The following is a 16,812-nucleotide window of genomic DNA, read 5'->3' on the forward strand; positions in this document are numbered from 1 at the left end:
AAAAGCTATTATGAATAATTAGCCTTGTTCTGCGGCAATCTGACGATCGACAGAGGACATTTTATATTCATCACCAAAGGCGTCTTCGGGCTCTGCCAACCAGAAATAACACACAATCCATGCGACAAATGCGCCAACTGCAATGATATAAAAGAACTGATTGGGCTCTACAAAGGTATAAATGAATAAGTAAAATACCGCGCCCACGTTCCCATAAGCGCCTGCCATACCTGATATCTGACCGGTCAGACGACGTTTAATCGAGGGAATGATACCAAAGGTCGCGCCTTCGGCTCCTTGTACAAATACCGAGCACAAAATGGTAAACACCACGGCGATAAATAACGGCCACTCGGCATTAAGCACGCCCATCAGCACAAAACCAATGCCGATACCAAACATATAAACCAACATCACCAAACGGCGATTACCGATTTTGTCAGAGATATAGCCGCCAAGTGGCCGCGCCCATAAGTTAACAAAGGCAAAGGTAGAGGCAATCAAACCAGCCGCCGTTGGATCAAGTTTCCAAGTTGCGGCAAAGAACATCGGCAGCATAGAAACCACCGCCAGTTCTGCACCAAAGTTAGCAAAATAGCTGACGTTTAGCGCCGCTACCGATTTAAAGGGGTATTTATCATCTTCTGGAATACCGGCTTTAATCACAGGTACGTTAACGCTAATGGCTTTATAGATTTGGTAAATGACCATCACTATAATGACGCTATAACAAATAATACCGCCAGTGGCACTTAAAAACCCCATCGCTTGGGTACGATACGCCAGCAGCGATAAGACGCCGTATAAAGGAATGATAAATAAGCAATATAACCACAAATCCTTCCACGTCGATACTTCTAACGCGCCCGCTTTGCGAGATTTTTTATGCGTACCAACTTCTGGCCCATCGGTAATCAAAAACCAATAGGCCACGCCGTATAAGGCCATTAACAAACCTGATAGCGCAATTGCCCAGCGCCAGCCATCGTCGCCGCCAAAGAACTGCAAAGCAACGGTTGGAATGGTAATCGCCGCCGCCGCTGAACCAAAGTTGCCCCAGCCAGCATAAAAACCTTCGGCAAAACCGATGTCTTTTGGCTTAAACCATAAAGTGGTCATATGAATACCGACGACGAAACCGGCTCCGACGATCGACATAAATAAGCGCGAGACGAATAGCTGGGTTGCCGAGTTACCAAACGCAAAAAACCACGTCGGTATCGCCATCACGACCATCAGGATAGAAAACACACGCCGCGGACCAAAACGGTCCAATGCCATGCCGACGATAACCCGCCCAGGAATCGTTAGCGCGACGTTGGCGATTAAAAATAATTTGATGTGGTCAGGGGTCAGATAGCTTTCTGTCTGTAGCATCGATGTTGCCAGCGGTGCCATATTAAACCAGACATAAAAGGTGAGGAAAAAAGCAATCCACGTATAGTGCAGCGCCCTGATATCACGGCGCTCAAGCTCAAGTAATTCTTTGGCATGCATAATAATGTCCCCATTATAAATTCTGATGCTGGTAATGGATACAAAATAGCAATAATGGGGCAGCATCACCATTGAGCGAAAGCAGTATAGGGCGTAGTTTGTATACTACTTATGGACAGGGCGACCGTTAATGGGGCGGCGATCGCATTTAAGGTGTTACATTTTTATAGATAGTCAAAACATACAAAGCTAGTAAAAGCTTTTAAAAGGTGCTATTTTATATTAATGATAATTATTCTCAATTGCGCACTTAACTGCATATTGGTTTTAAGGCAGATTGAGATAAAAATCTATACTCAGCAAACCAGCTAAGGAGTTATCATGAGTTCTGATACCCAAACCAATCCTAATCCCGTCATTCCAAGCCATTGGAAAATCAAACGTTCGACACACTTCTTCACCAAAGATAAAGTACCCAATGCTTTATTGACCCATCACAATACGGCTGAGGGCGTTTACGGCCAAATCTGCGTCATGCAAGGTACGGTGACTTTTTATGGTTTCGCTGACGAAGCGGCCACTGAGCCAGAAAAAACAGTCGTTATCAACGCCGGACAGTTTGCGGTCAGTCCACCGCAATATTGGCACCGCGTAGAGTTAAGCGATGATGCTCAGTTTAATATCAACTTTTGGACAGAAGGCGATACTGGCAATAAATCGATGTTTAACAGCTCGAAAATCCATAGTAAACCTATCGAAAAGTTATTTGATAAACCAGAGGAATCTTAATATCCAGCGTTATAACCAACTAGCGTTATTAGGCTATGACAAGCGCTTTTGTCGTGGCACAATAACGTTAAGTGTTTATATGATGAATATCTACCTCTAGGAATCGAGTATGTCACCTTCTAGCAATCAGTCTACCCATAAAAATACGGGTATCGATACCAATACTGAATCGCCAAGTTACCGAGCTGTTATCAAATCACTTGCTGATACCAAGACGTGGTTATTTGTGCCAGCAACGCGCATAGATCGGGTAGAAAAAGCCTTTGCTAGCGGGGGAGATGCAGTGATTGTTGATTTAGAAGATGCGGTTGCGCAAGCAGACAAGGCCCAAGCTCGTGCGGCATTAAAAGCCTACTATGCTGCTGAGCATGAGGCGCAAGGCTATCGCCCGATTTGGCTACGTATCAATCAAGCGAGTAGTGCTGAATTTGCCAAAGATTTGGTGCTATGTCAGCAGTTGCCAAAGCTGGCAGGCGTCCTATTAGCAAAAGCGGAGCAGGCAGCAGATATAGAGAAAGTTAACCAAGAAACGGGTCTGCCGGTGATTGCGGTGATAGAAAATGCTATTGGTTTATACCGTGCCAACGACATGGCAAAAGCGCGTGGTATGGTGGCATTTAGCTACGGCTTTTTAGACTTATGTAACGATTTGCAGGTACAGGTGGGCACAGCATCAGCGGATATCATCGCCAATCAAATTCGCTATCAGCTTATTTTAACCTCAAAAGTCCATCAACTGCTCGCACCGATTGATAGCGTGTATGTGGACTTTAATGACAGCGCGGGTCTGCACAAACGCGTACAACTATGGTCGCAAATGGGCATGTCAGGCATGCTTTGTATCCATCCTAAGCAAGTCGATATTGTTAAAGAAGCCCTGCAACCAACTGAGAGCGAGATTGAATTTGCGCAGCGGGTAGTCGCAGAATACGAAAGCAGTGGGCAAGCCATCTTTAAGATAGACGGTAATATGGTCGATGCGCCGGTGATTGAGCGCAGTTATCATCTGCTATCAAATCGTCTGAGTAATTAATAAGTGTTCCTAATAAAAAACTAGACAACTTTGAACTGACCCCCATAAGTCGGACACAACTTTTGGGGGTCGGTTCACTTCCATTATCTGGTTTTTTTATGTTTTTGCATTAGGTATAAGTAATTTGCCACTCGAGTTTCTCTCTCTAAATTTGGTTATAAATGAAGGACTTCACTCGTGATTTGATAAAAGTGAACCGCGCAGTTTATAAGAAACATAAGAATAAGCAAAAATAACTCTTAACATTCATATTAAATGAATGTTAAAATGTTTCCAATTTGATGCTAGATGTAAATATACATCAAATAGGTTTAGCGCATGAAGCGATAAAATCTATTCATTAACTCTAATGTCATCAAAGATTTAAGCCTTTAATCCCAGCTTTTATTGTACTTTATTCTTAATCCCAAGACTAAAGTATCACTCAGGCAGCAGGCTTAATATTCACCAGATGATTGATAGATTTATCGTAACAGGCAGCGGTATTAATCATTTATGGAATTATAATTGCGCTTATAAAAATTCATTTAAAATGAATGTTAAGCGTTCAGTTTATCTATCTAGCCAGTAGGAGCAAGATATGGGCGAATATAAAAAGTATTGGTGGGGCTTAATCGCCGTCCTCGTCATTACCTTTACCTTTTTAGGTTGGGGCGGCGTGGAAGTCTATCGCACCGCACCTCCTATCCCTGATCAGTATATTGATAGCAGCGGAAAGGCATTAATCACAGAAGAAGATATTTTAGATGGTCAATCTGCTTGGCAGCGCACGGGAGGACAGCAGCTTGGCTCGATACTTGGACATGGTGCCTATCAAGCGCCTGACTGGACAGCAGATTGGTTACACAGAGAGCTTGTGGCGTGGTTAGATATCCGGGCGCAAGAGTTATATGGACATGATTTTGCCGCGGCAACGAATGATCAAAAAGCGGTACTTAGCGCGCAACTGAAAAAAGAATATCGTGGCAGCAATACCAATGCTAACAATCAAGTGGTACTGTCAGATACGCGTATCGCCGCTATTAATGAAGTCGCGCCTTACTATATCGGTCTCTACGGTAATGAGCCTTCATTGCAAAAGTCGCGTGAAAATTTTGCCATGAAAAACAATACTTTGGCAGATATTGAAGACAGACAAAAACTGACTAACTTTTTCTTTTGGACCACTTGGGTTGCGTCTACCAACCGTCCGGGTACTGATGCGACATATACCAATAACTGGCCGCATGAGCCTTTAATTGATAACGTCCCAACCTCTGAAAATATCATGTGGTCTATCGCCAGTGTGGTGTTCTTAATCGCTGGGGTTGGTTTTCTTATTTGGGGCTGGTCGTTCTTACGTAAAGAAGAAGACGTCAAAGAAGCAACGGCAAGTTCTGATCCATTAACCAAAGTGGCGTTAACACCGTCACAAAAAGCCTTGGCAAAATACGGTGTACTAGTCGTTGCTCTATTCGTATTTCAGGTATTTATTGGTGGCTTTGTCGCGCACTATACCGTTGAAGGGCAAGAGTTTTATGGTATCGCCGTATCCGATTACTTCCCGTATTCGTTAGTACGTACGTGGCATATTCAGGCAGCACTATTTTGGATTGCTACTGCTTTCTTGATGGCAGGCTTGTACTTAACGCCACTTATCAATGGCGGTAAAGACCCCAAATACCAGAAATTGGGCGTAGACATCCTTTGGGTGGCATTAATACTCGTGGTTGTAGGCTCATTTGTTAGTCAGTACTTTGCGATTGCCGGTATTATGCCTGCAAAATACAACTTCTGGTTTGGTCATCAAGGCTATGAATTCATTGACCTTGGTCGCTTCTGGCAGATTTTAAAATGGGTTGGTATCTTATTCTGGTTGGTATTGATGACCCGTGGCTGTTTACCAGCGCTTAGAAGAAAAGAGGGCGGTGATAAAAATTTATTGGCCATCTTCTTTGCATCAGTCGTTTGCGTGGGTTTATTCTACGGTGCAGGCTTGTTCTACGGCGAGCGTACCCACTTAACCATCATGGAATACTGGCGCTGGTGGGTGGTACATTTATGGGTAGAAGGCTTCTTTGAAGTATTCGCCACCGTCTCACTCGCATTCATTTTCTACAACTTAGGCTTGGTCAACAAAAAAATCGCCACCGGTTCTGCCATCGCTTCAGCAGCCCTATTCATGCTTGGCGGTGTCCCAGGTACGTTCCACCATTTATATTTCTCTGGTACAACCACACCAGTCATGGCAATCGGCGCGTCATTTAGTGCTTTAGAAGTGGTACCTTTAGTGGTGCTAGGCTATGAAGGTTATGAGCATTGGTCTATGCAGCGTCAAGCGCCATGGATGAATAAGCTTAAATGGCCTATCATGTGTTTCGTTGCGGTCGCGTTCTGGAATATGTTGGGTGCAGGGGTGTTCGGCTTTATGATTAACCCACCAGTCTCATTGTTCTATTTACAAGGGTTAAATACTACCGCCACTCACTCACATGCTGCACTGTTTGGGGTCTATGGCTTCTTAGCAATCGGCTTTGTATTACTGGTCATGCGCTATATCCGTCCTGATTATGTGTTTAGTGAAAACCTTATCAAAACTGGTTTTTGGGCACTAAATGCAGGCTTGGTATTGATGATTGTCACTAGCTTATTACCGATTGGTATTTTCCAAGCGCACGCGTCAATGACCGAAGGTCTATGGTACGCACGTAGTGAAGGCTTCTTACAACAAGATTTCTTAGTAACACTGCGCTGGATTCGTACCTTTGCTGACGTGATCTTTATTACTGGTGCGGTTTGTGTGGCACTGCAGGTCGTCAAGTTTGCTTTTGCCAAACCCTCACATGCAAACTATCAACCTGATAGCCCTGTAAATTCAGATAACTTACCAACCAACACCGTACATTAAAAGGTAAAAATAGTAAAATCAATTAAAAGCAAAAGAAGCTCTGCAATGGCAGGGCTTTTTTGTGGCTAAGCAAGAAGGAGTTTGATACTGACCTCAAAGTAATAGCCGTCTTTTACCGTAATAGCTATTTTACCATTGTGGGCATTGACAATCGCATGCACAATTGACAAACCTAAGCCCGACCCTGCATGCATTGATAGAGTTTTATGATGGCGATAAAAACGCTCTGATAATTTATCCACCTCTGCTTGCGTCATCGGGGCGGTTAGACGGTTAGTAAAGGAGATTTGCAGGTATGAGGCTGGCATGCCTGATGAAGATAAAACCTGCCTATTTTCTGCAACCTTATCCGTAACAATTTTGCCATTAATATGAATAATACTATCACTGGCGGCATAATAAACGGCATTGGCAATTAAGTTAGCAAACAACCTTTGCAATAGGCTTGCATCGCCAAGTATGGTTTTAAAGTCACCTGTTTTTTTAAAGGTGATAGCGCGGTCTTCGGCTATCCATTCATAATACTCCATCATCTTAGTCAGCAGTAAATCGCTATCTACGCGGTTAAACTGCGAATGAATCAAGCCTTTTTGCGTTTTTGCCAGTAGCAGCATGTTGTTAATGAGGCTCGATAGTTGCGCTAAGGTGTCATGCTGATGATGCAGCTGCTCGATATACTCATTGCTGGCTCGCGGTTTGCTGAGCATGACTTGGGTTTGGGTGCTGAGGGTGGCAAGCGGCGTGCGCAGCTCGTGGGCGATATCGTCTGAGAAGCGCGACAACGTTTCAAAGTTATGCGCGAGCTTAACCATCATTGCATTATAGGATTCTGCAAGCGCTCGCAATTCACTGGGCATATCCGCTATCACAATTCTATCGTCGAGCTGGTCGGCATTGATACGGCTCATTTTTTGCCGAATGGTCGCAAGCGGTGCAAAGCCTAAATGCACACTAAAAGCGGCGATAGAGACTAAAAGAAAGGTAATGGCGATTAAGATAACAATCAGCTGACGGTTAAATTGCGCCAAATACTGATGATGAACATCGACGGGTAGGGCGATGAGTGCTAAGCGGCTGGCGTGCTGAATGACAATAGCGCGATAATGGCGGTCGTTAATTTTTAGATCGAACGGCTGTTCGTGATGTTTTTGCCACAACGCTTTGACCGCGCCATGATGACTCGACTGATTGATAAAACCAGTTGGCACACTGATAAGCACTTGCCCGTTATTATCGGTAATCACGGTTTTGACTTCATAGTCGATACTAGCGTTCTGTAAAGCGAGCGTCTGCTGAGAAAGTGGCTTTTTCTTAGTGTTACTAGTGTCAACTATGCTATTGCTATCCATATACTGGCGTAAATTAAACGCCGCATGGGTCAAAATCTCCGCATCCATTTGTTCAAAATGGTCATTAACCGAGCGCTGTATCCAGACATACAGAAATATCTGAGTGACGATGACGCACAAGCTTAAAAGCAGGATAGTGCGCCACAATAAAGATAGGCGACCATCCGTCGCAATCGGCGTCATACTATTTAATGATCGTAACATTATCGGCGCTGTCATTGGCATCATCATCTATATCTAGCCGATAACCCATGCCGCGCACCGTATGAATCAGCTTGGTATCGAAATCGTCATCGATTTTAATCCGCAAACGCCGTATCGCCACGTCGATCACATTGGTGTCGCTATCAAAATTGATATCCCAGACTTGCGAGGCAATCACAGAGCGCGGTAGCACCTCACCTTGGCGCTCAAGAAAAAATTGTAGTAGCGCAAATTCTTTAGCGGTTAGTTTAATAATCTGCTCGCCGCGTATGACGGTACGCTTAGCAATATCCATTTTTAAATCGGCAATTTGTAGCACTGTGTTGGCGTAATCGGTTTGATTGATGCGGCGCAATAGGTTTTTGATTCTGACCAATAATTCAGCAAAGGCAAAGGGCTTGGTCAGATAATCATCGCCGCCGATTTCTATGCCTTTTACGCGGTCGCTTAAATCATCTTTCGCGGTCAAAAACAGCACTGGCGTCAGTTTGCCCGCCGCCCGATAATTGCGTACCAACTCAAAACCACTCACATCAGGCAACATCACATCCATGATGACCACATTAAAATCCTCAGTCATCAAAGCATGATAGCCACCAAGTCCTGTGGTTTGGTGCTCAACAATAAAGCCTGCTTCACTCAAACCTTTTTTAATATAATCACCAAGTGACAGCTCATCTTCGACCAATAGTATTTTCATAGCGTAATCGTGCCCGTTATTTATAATTTTTATGCGATTGCATCATATACAAGTTGCAAACCTCCAATCATAGAGCAATGCCAGCGCTATGCCTATGCCAGATAGCTAAGATGACAACATTGTCATCTTAGCGTCATCTCATTGTCAGGCTGATACTGCTATCATTTTTGGATAAAAATCAACAAGATTAATTTGCGCTATATAAAGCAATGCGTGCAAACAAAGACAGTACAAACCGAGTATACGCGGATGTTGAGTCTGCTAAGCAGTGGTTATAAGCTCATAAATACAATGAAAAACCTTTTAGTCATTGGCTAGCCTTTAAATAGCCTAAGCAATATAAATTAATAAAAAAAACATAAACAACGTAGCGGGAGACTACCTTATGCAGCATTCAAAAGAAGAAAAAATGAACCCGTATATCAGATTTTCATTGATGATTTTAACATCGACCATCGTCATGTATATCATGATGTATTTTAATACTTATCAATGGGATCACGTTTATTTTAGCGAAACCAGAGCTTATATGGCGCTATATATGGGCGCCGCTATGTCGGTCATCATGTTGGCGTTTATGAGCCATATGTACAAAAAAACCAAAGTCAATCTTATGATTTACGGGCTGAGCATCGTGATGTTCGCCGTCGGTCTTTGGGGCGTCAGATCCCAAGCGACCGTTGATCAAGTTGACTGGATGCAGGCGATGATACCGCACCATTCGATTGCTATCTTGACCAGTACCCGCGCCGATATCGACGACCCGAGAGTGCGTAAACTTGCCGATGATATCATCGAGGCGCAAGAGCGCGAAATTGGCGAAATGCAAGAGCTGATCGAAGAGCTTAAATAAATTAAAGAAATACATTAGCTTAGACGCTTAAAAACCCTAGAAGTTAAAGACCTTAGTTCTTAAAGCGCTAGGGTAAGTTAAGAATTCACTAAATATTTTAATAAATGCTCTTAGTTAAATGGCTGTATTTAACGCAGTCATTTAGCTATTTTTTTTCGGCAAATTTTCCTTAATTTGCCATTTTTATGCTTTATTTAAATAAAGGATACACCATGAAAATTATTAACCATTCACGCCTAGCATTGCTTAGTGCTAGTATCAGTGCTGCCTTGCTCATCAGCGCCTGTCAGCCTGCAAATGAAGGGGCTGCTAATAAAAACGCTGCGCCTGCTACAGAAGAAGCAATCGTCACTGATACGACAACCGACACAGTAACCAGCCCGCACGCCAATCATGATATGGCAGCGATGAGCACAGATACTGAGCACATGTCGGTGACGCATAAAGCGTACAATGATTCGATGGTAAAAATGCACGATGCGATGATGGTTGGGATGAATTACAACGATCCCGATGCCGCGTTTGCCCAAGGGATGCTCGGTCATCATGTCGGTGCGGTTGAAATGGCGGAGATTCAGCTAAAATATGGTACGGATAAAGAGATGCGTCAGCTAGCGCAAGAAATCATCGACGCCCAACAATCTGAGATTGAGCAGATGCAAAACTGGCTGGCCAGTCATCCTGATGCAGCTGAAGCCATGCCTGATACCAAAGCCATGCAACAAGCCTACGCTGATGGGATGGATGCTATGCACGATGAGATGATGGCGGGTATCGCGAACCCTAAACCTGATATGGCGTTTGCGCGCGGTATGTTACCGCATCATAAGGGGGCCGTTGATATGGCGGAAGTAGAACTAAAATATGGCAAAGATGCCGAAATGCGTCAGCTGGCGCAAGCGGTTATCGACGCGCAGCAGGCTGAAATTGAGCAAATGCAAAATTGGATTGCCAAAAATGGCGGTTAGTATTTTTATATAAAATGCGATGTTGGTTTAATATAAAAAATCTGTTCCTTAAATTAAAAAATCCAGCTAAGTAATCTTAGCTGGGTTTTTTTACGAATGATAATTTCTTAGATTTTAAACAATGATGGCATGCTATTAGACATTTTTACCATGCTGCTTTTGCTGAATGTCTTTTGCCAAGTTATAGCATTCATTGATATGGTCGGTGGCGATTTTTTTGAAAATCATATAGCCCATGGTCGCGGCGACCATTTGTCCACCTAAAGGAATGAACTTAGTCACTTGTTTGGCGGCAATACGACCACCGAAACCTTGGACGGTCTTTTTCACGATACCACGTGTCGCCATTAGTCCTGCAAAATCAACCGTACGGTCTTTTAGCGCTTGCCAATGGATGGCGCGTGATTCTAAATCAACGGCAGATTGACGCCCTTCAATCAGTCCAAAACGCTCACTGATCTCAGGTAGCAGGACGGTCAGCATGCTGGCATCAACTGCCACATCAAAAAATGGAATAGGTACAATAGCGACACCAGCAGAAAGCTTGGCGCGTTTTTTGACCAATTTTTCGCAGTCTTTTTTGACTTTATCTAGGTCTAAATTAGGGTCGATGGTATTAGGCAGTTTTTCAGCGGTTGGGGTGGTTTTCATAACGCGTCCTTAAAATGTTTAAAAAACAGAAAGTCATTAATATAGTAAAAGCAAATATGGCAAAAATGATGAGTATCTTATAATTTTCAAATAAGTCATCTTCGCATAACTCATCTTGAATGTTTACCATTTTATGGCTTTATAAGCGCCATACAATCATTGCTTTGTAGCAAAATGCAGAAAATTGCAGGCTCTCTGCACCGTTTTTGTAAATAAAGGGCAGGTTGGCAAGCAAGAGTTTAAAAATTCGTCATCAGTAACCTTTATTTTTCCTACATGATACGTCATATAAATTACGCCATAAGGTATAATTGGGCAATCGCCAAACCTAGACGATAGTGCTAAAAATTCCCATTGTGGCTATGTGCCAAAGTCAGTAGAATAGCACCATGCTAAATTTAACCCCCCGTTATACCTGCACTCGCATCGACGAGTTGCCCGCCGCGTTGCAACCACTGGCCGCCCAATCATTTACCCTTGCTAGGCTTTATGCCGGTCGCGGTATCACTGCGCCTGATGAGCTTGAAACAGGACTGTCTGGTTTATTACCTGCTGAAATGCTGCATGGCGTCACCGAAGCGGTGCGTTTGTTAGATGTCGCCATCGACGAAGGTCAGCGTATATTAATCGTCGGTGATTTTGATTGCGATGGGGCAACCAGTACCGCATTGATGATGCGCGCGCTGACAAAGATGGGCGCGGTGGTTGATTTTTTAGTACCTGACCGTTTTAAATATGGCTATGGTCTAACGCCAGAGATTGTTGAATTAGGTATCAAAACTTATAAGCCCGACATGATTGTGACGGTCGATAATGGTATCTCAAGCCATGACGGCGTGGCGCGGGCGCAGGCTGATGGCATCACTGTCATTATTACTGATCATCACTTAACCACCAAAGAAACACCGCCCGCCGAAGCAGTGGTCAATCCCAATCAGCTTGATTGCAACTTTAGTAGTAAAGCCTTGGTTGGCGTCGGCGTGGCGTTTTATGTGCTCGGACGCTTGGCGAAACTGCGCCGCGAAGCAGGCAAGTCTAGCGTGCAAGTCAGCCAATATTTAGATTTGGTCGCGCTTGGGACGATTGCCGATGTGGGTGTACTTGATAAAAACAATCGTATTTTAGTGCATCACGGTCTAAACGCCATTCGCCAAGGTCGCTGCTCGCTTGGGATATTGGCACTGCTTGAACAAGCAGGTCGCGACCCAAAACAATTACAGGCGCAAGATTTTGGTTTTGTTTTAGGTCCGCGTATCAATGCTGCGGGGCGCATGGATAATATGCGCATCGGTATCGAATGCTTATTGACCGATGACTGGAGTACCGCCCAGCGTTTGGCTCAAGAGCTTGAGCAGCTTAATCGTACGCGCCGTCATGTCGAAGGTGAGATGCGCGCGCAAGCAGATAGCATTGTGCAAGCGTTAGCTACTGCTGACTCTAATGCTAAGAATGATGCTGACGAGAGCGATGAAACTCTTATCCAGCCTAAAACTGAAAAGTCGGCTATTGATAATCAAAACCGCAGCATCATTTTATATCAAGACGATTGGCATCAAGGGGTTATCGGTATCGTCGCTGGTCGTTTAAAAGAAAGTCACTATCTGCCCAGTATCGTTTTTGCGCCAGCGGATACAGAACGCACGGGTGACGACGATGCCATCAAAGGCTCGGCGCGCTCTATCGCAGGCGTGCATATTCGTGATGCGATTGAGCAAGTGGCCGAACGTTACCCTGATTTAATCAGCCACTTTGGTGGTCATGCTATGGCGGCAGGTTTAACCATTAAACGGCGTCATTTCGATGGCTTCGTAACCGCGTTTAACGAAGTGATGGCGCAGATGGATGAGGAAGTCTTTGCCGAGCAGAAATTTACCGACGGACCCTTGCAAGCGGCTGACTTTAGCTTGTACTTTGCAGAGCATCTAGCGAATGCCAGTATATGGGGTCATGGCTTTGCGCCGCCGATATTTGACGGCGTATTTGAGGTATTGAGCTTTAAGATATTAAAAGACAAACATCTTAAATTGTCGTTACGTTATCCTGAGGTGCAATATCCAATTGAAGCAATCCAATTTAATTTTGATAGTAGTGCTTGGGATTACCGCGCCGAAAAAGTGCATGTATTATTTCAGCTAGACATTAACGAGTGGAACGGTAAACAAAGCTTGCAGTTGATGGTCAAAGATTTGACGCTGGTAAAAGAGACAGTAGAGGAAAGCGAGTAGTTGCTAGGCTTGAATACTTTAATATTTCCATTCAATGGTTGGAAATTGCCAGTCATAACGAATGGCAAGCATCCGCAAAGTAAAAATCGTCGCCATTGCTGAGATATCGGCAATCCAAGCGCTTACGCCAAGATTGTGCAGGGCAAAATAAAGAATGCCGCCCGTTAAAGACGCACTAATATAAATCTCTTGCTGTAGCACCAACGGAATCTCATTACAAATCATATCGCGGATGATACCGCCGACAATAATCGTAATCACCCCGAGTAATAATGCCACTGGCACATTGGCACCCATACTATCAGCAACCTTAATACCGATTAAGGTAAAAGCTGATAGGCCAATAGTGTCGGAGAGCTTGAGAAATTTATCAACGCGCCTAGAGTTAGGGTGAAAGAATACTTGCATCACCAATGACGAAATAGTAATAAGCGTCAAATAACTCATATCCACCATCCAAAACAGTGGATGACGATCCAAAATGACATCGCGCACCGTACCGCCGCCGATGGCAGTCACAATCGATACCAATAAGCAGCCAAAGACATCAAAGTTCTTATGCTTGGCCAATATCGTTCCCGAAATACTACAAGCGACAATCCCAATCATATCAAACAGATAAATGAGTGAACGCGGGTCAAAAGTAGTCATCAATTCATAATCTAAAGCGATGGTGAGCATGCATTTTTCTCATTAAATCCCTTATATTAAAACATCAATATCAAAGCACTGGTATTTTTTGCCCATGAGGTTAAGCGGTAAAACGAAGAGTTAATCGACCAAACGAATAGAGGGCAGGTGCCAATCGAATTTAAGCGCCAGCATACGCACGGCAAAGATGATAAATAACATCATAAATTCATTGGCAACCGCATCAACGCCCCAGTAATCAAGCGCCAAATAGCTCAAGGATCCTGCAATACTAGCGGTGATATAAATCTCACGCTGTAGCAGCAGTGGTATTTCATTACAGATAATATCACGCAATAAACCACCGATAATCGCCGTCCAAACTCCCATCATAACCGCAATAACCGGCGATATATCTTGCGCCAACGCCACTTTAAAACCAATGACACTAAAAGCCGCTAGACCAATCGCGTCAAAGAATTTGAGGGCTTTATCAATCTTATGATACAGATGAAAGAAAATTTGTAGAATAAGCGAGGTAATAGTAATGACAATGACATAGTTGAGGTCAGTCATCCAAAATAGCGGATGACGATCGAGCGCCATATCGCGCAATGTACCACCGCCAATGGCATTGACCATAGAAACCAAAATACAGCCCGCAATATCAAAGCCTTTATGCTGCGCCAGCAAAGTGCCGGCAATGGCACAAGCAATGACGCCTACCATATCTAATAAATACAGCAAAACATCGGGGAAAATAAAGTGATTCATCATGACTTATTTTAGCCTCAACCGTCTTTTGCAAATAAAATCAGTCCTAGAATAATTAGCCCAATACCGACCAATCCCATTGCTGATGGTATGGCATTATCCAACAATAGTATACCACCAATCAAAGCAAAGATTACCTCGCTGGCTTGGGTCGAGTCAACGCCTGCGACTTCGCTTGAAGTCACCGCTTGCTCACGTGCATAAAAAAATATGCTTGTCGCCGCTACTCCAGCCAGTAATGCTACTAGCAAGGTATTAAATAACTGGGTGGTTGCAGGTGGTTCAGGCTGGATAAAAGCGCCTAAAACCAGCCAAAATGGAAAACTACCCAAGGTCATTAGCCAGACTTTATTAAAGGCATTTTGTAATAAGCTCGTCTCGATAGTAGGAATGCGGGCAATGAGGTTTTGTAGAGGCGAAGAGGGTATGACTTCGATGCTAGAGGGGGTTTTTAAGGTAGCGTTGTTATCCGAAGTGCTAGACATGACAGCAGACAAATCGAAAGCTTCTGAGACAAGCGGTTGGTTAGCATTCTCGTGATAACTTTGTTCGCGATTGGGTTTATTTGCTTCTTTTGCTTGTTGCGTTTTAGCCTTATCTTTATGGGGATGGTGTTTGCGCGAGTTGTGTGAGACTTGCCAGACCAGTTGATTGCCGATTGGGTAACTAAAAGCCGCGATTAGCGCAGGTAGGGCACCGTAAAGCAGCATTTCTGCCATCGGTGCGCTATCAATATCGGCGAGGGCAGAGGCGCGCAAACCTTCGCTGACGTTGACCAATACCACCCCGATAAACACCAAAAAGGCATAAATAATAAATTTCTTATCAAACCTTTGTCCGAATGCCAATAGTACGAGCAAACTGGTTACCACCGTAAACATAAAGGTAGCAGCAACGACCCAGCCTGCCACGTGGTCGCCCGCATAGCAAATACCGGTATAAAATACCCCAAAGCCAATACTGCCGGTAAGACACCAAAAGCGCCAGTGCTGAAGAAAAATGCTCGCAAGCGCTCGAATACGTCCAAAGCCATGTTGCAGGATAATAACGGCGCTGATAATCAGCCACATAAAGACATAACGTAGGCTCGCTGACCAAAACCAATGGCCGCCAGCATTACTCATCAGCTCATTTAAAATAAATGTCGAGCTAAAGAACGCCCCCGCCAGTAAGCCCAATAAAATCAGTTTGACCATGTATGCGTCCTTGCAGTCGGCAGGTTAGCTATAGTCAGAGCACTTTTAAACCGCTACGGTGTTACCCGCCCTAGATGTACTCAATGTACTATCTGCGGTCGGTCGCCTTGTAGCGATTCTAAAATTCCTTGACTATATTTAGAGGATGTTTAGTTTGGAGTTTGGATTGCTTATTTATCTGAACTATTGATTTGCCCAATTTGCGCAAAGCTCATTCCATTATTTACCTTTAGCATCGGCCCAAATAATCTTATGCAGTTGTAGTTGAAAACGTACAGGCAAGGCATCAGCCAGTATCCATTCAGCTAACTCACGCGCCAATACTGGCACATCGGGGCTGCTCAATGCTTCACTAGCAACGACTTCTTCTGCGACAGTAAACATTGGTGAAAACCAAACCGTACCGACCAATTTATCAAGTTGATGCTCAAACAGTGTTGCCTTTGCCCACTCATAATCATTGCGGTTCATAATGACAAATTTGATTTGGTCGTGCTGGGTGAGATAGTTAAGGTTTGACCAAAGGTTTTTATCGACTTCACCTGAGCTTGGCGTTTTCAGATCCATCACTTTGCTGACCGCAGGCGGTACATTTTTTACCGTCAGCGCGCCTGCGGTTTCAAGTGAAATCTCATAACCGTCATTTAATAAACGTTGCATCAATTCAATGGCATTTGGCTGCGCTAATGGCTCGCCACCAGTCAAGCAGATACGCTGACACGGATAGCTTTTGATTGTTGCGATAATGGCTTCTAACGATTGCCGCTCACCGCCACTAAAGGCGTATTCGGTATCACAATAGACGCAGCGTAGCGGACAGCCAGTCAAGCGTACAAATATCGTCGGCAAGCCTGAGGTTAGCGCTTCACCTTGCAAGGAATAAAAAATCTCGGTCAAACGTAGCCCTGCTTCGGGATCAGTGACAGGAATTGCCGAGGTGCGTAAAGATAACTCACTCATAATATGTCAAATACAGTTAGGGATTGATAATGCTATCAAGCATTTATTAAATGAAAAAAGCGTCAATAATCTGACTAACTCTAAAAATGTTGGTATTCAAATGAGACGAAGATTATAACGTAAAGTTTTGCATTAAACTGCCATAAGGCATTAAAA

General features: G+C 44.0%; 14 protein-coding genes. 6 read left to right on the forward strand and 8 right to left on the reverse strand.

Going from position 1 to position 16,812, the window contains the following annotated elements:
• Window positions 1-18: 18 nt before the first annotated feature.
• Window positions 19-1,497, reverse strand: coding sequence for an MFS transporter (locus RAH45_RS04040; RefSeq protein ID WP_306495564.1), 1,479 nt, complete (start codon window positions 1,495-1,497; stop codon window positions 19-21).
• A 321-nt stretch (window positions 1,498-1,818) separates the two neighbouring features.
• On the opposite strand from RAH45_RS04040, the gene RAH45_RS04045 reads away from it, so the two are divergent.
• The 3 genes from RAH45_RS04045 (at window position 1,819) to RAH45_RS04055 (ending at window position 6,146) form a co-directional block, all read left to right on the forward strand.
• Window positions 1,819-2,226, forward strand: a complete 408-nt coding sequence (locus RAH45_RS04045) for a TehB family protein (protein ID WP_144297173.1) — start codon at window positions 1,819-1,821, stop codon at window positions 2,224-2,226.
• Window positions 2,227-2,335: 109 nt separating this feature from the next.
• Window positions 2,336-3,259, forward strand: coding sequence for an HpcH/HpaI aldolase/citrate lyase family protein (locus RAH45_RS04050; protein ID WP_191690537.1), 924 nt, complete (start codon window positions 2,336-2,338; stop codon window positions 3,257-3,259).
• 580 nt (window positions 3,260-3,839) lie between these two features.
• Complete coding sequence (locus tag RAH45_RS04055) at window positions 3,840-6,146, forward strand: nitric-oxide reductase large subunit (RefSeq protein WP_191690539.1); 2,307 nt, start codon at window positions 3,840-3,842, stop codon at window positions 6,144-6,146.
• Between the two features lie 65 nt (window positions 6,147-6,211).
• Here the strand turns inward: RAH45_RS04055 and RAH45_RS04060 are convergent, their stop codons facing one another.
• Together RAH45_RS04060 and RAH45_RS04065 are read right to left on the reverse strand one after the other, a co-directional pair.
• A complete protein-coding gene (locus RAH45_RS04060) occupies window positions 6,212-7,699 on the reverse strand; it encodes an ATP-binding protein (protein WP_227678203.1) in 1,488 nt (495 codons plus the stop codon).
• The gene (locus RAH45_RS04065) at window positions 7,680-8,399 is read right to left on the reverse strand and encodes a heavy metal response regulator transcription factor (RefSeq protein WP_306495566.1); all 720 of its coding nucleotides are present in this window, start codon (window positions 8,397-8,399) and stop codon (window positions 7,680-7,682) included. Before RAH45_RS04065 ends, RAH45_RS04060 begins: the two co-directional genes overlap by 20 nt.
• A 385-nt stretch (window positions 8,400-8,784) precedes the next feature.
• Here RAH45_RS04065 and RAH45_RS04070 point away from each other — a divergent pair, with 385 nt between their 5' ends.
• Together RAH45_RS04070 and RAH45_RS04075 are read left to right on the forward strand one after the other, a co-directional pair.
• Window positions 8,785-9,252: a DUF305 domain-containing protein gene (locus RAH45_RS04070; RefSeq protein WP_225211589.1), complete on the forward strand. Its 468-nt coding sequence runs from the start codon at window positions 8,785-8,787 to the stop codon at window positions 9,250-9,252.
• Between the two features lie 212 nt (window positions 9,253-9,464).
• The gene (locus RAH45_RS04075; protein ID WP_191690543.1) at window positions 9,465-10,220 is read left to right on the forward strand and encodes a CopM family metallochaperone; all 756 of its coding nucleotides are present in this window, start codon (window positions 9,465-9,467) and stop codon (window positions 10,218-10,220) included.
• 135 nt (window positions 10,221-10,355) lie between these two features.
• On the opposite strand, the gene RAH45_RS04080 is transcribed toward RAH45_RS04075, so the two are convergent.
• Window positions 10,356-10,871: a hypothetical protein gene (locus RAH45_RS04080; RefSeq protein WP_068408032.1), complete on the reverse strand. Its 516-nt coding sequence runs from the start codon at window positions 10,869-10,871 to the stop codon at window positions 10,356-10,358.
• A 389-nt stretch (window positions 10,872-11,260) separates the two neighbouring features.
• Here RAH45_RS04080 and recJ point away from each other — a divergent pair, with 389 nt between their 5' ends.
• The gene (recJ, locus tag RAH45_RS04085; RefSeq protein WP_191690545.1) at window positions 11,261-13,096 is read left to right on the forward strand and encodes a single-stranded-DNA-specific exonuclease RecJ; all 1,836 of its coding nucleotides are present in this window, start codon (window positions 11,261-11,263) and stop codon (window positions 13,094-13,096) included.
• Window positions 13,097-13,114: 18 nt separating this feature from the next.
• On the opposite strand, the gene RAH45_RS04090 is transcribed toward recJ, so the two are convergent.
• From RAH45_RS04090 to queE, 4 genes are all read right to left on the reverse strand, one after another.
• Window positions 13,115-13,777: a trimeric intracellular cation channel family protein gene (locus tag RAH45_RS04090; RefSeq protein ID WP_191690547.1), complete on the reverse strand. Its 663-nt coding sequence runs from the start codon at window positions 13,775-13,777 to the stop codon at window positions 13,115-13,117.
• Window positions 13,778-13,867: 90 nt separating this feature from the next.
• The gene (locus tag RAH45_RS04095) at window positions 13,868-14,503 is read right to left on the reverse strand and encodes a trimeric intracellular cation channel family protein (RefSeq protein ID WP_144297166.1); all 636 of its coding nucleotides are present in this window, start codon (window positions 14,501-14,503) and stop codon (window positions 13,868-13,870) included.
• 14 nt (window positions 14,504-14,517) lie between these two features.
• Window positions 14,518-15,696 (reverse strand): multidrug resistance efflux transporter family protein, encoded by a 1,179-nt coding sequence (locus RAH45_RS04100; protein WP_191690549.1) that lies wholly within the window; start codon window positions 15,694-15,696, stop codon window positions 14,518-14,520.
• A gap of 219 nt (window positions 15,697-15,915) precedes the next feature.
• Complete coding sequence (queE, locus tag RAH45_RS04105) at window positions 15,916-16,656, reverse strand: 7-carboxy-7-deazaguanine synthase QueE (protein ID WP_191690551.1); 741 nt, start codon at window positions 16,654-16,656, stop codon at window positions 15,916-15,918.
• Window positions 16,657-16,812 lie beyond the last annotated feature (156 nt).

This window comes from Psychrobacter sp. van23A (assembly GCF_030845275.1).
GTDB lineage: Bacteria > Pseudomonadota > Gammaproteobacteria > Pseudomonadales > Moraxellaceae > Psychrobacter > Psychrobacter faecalis.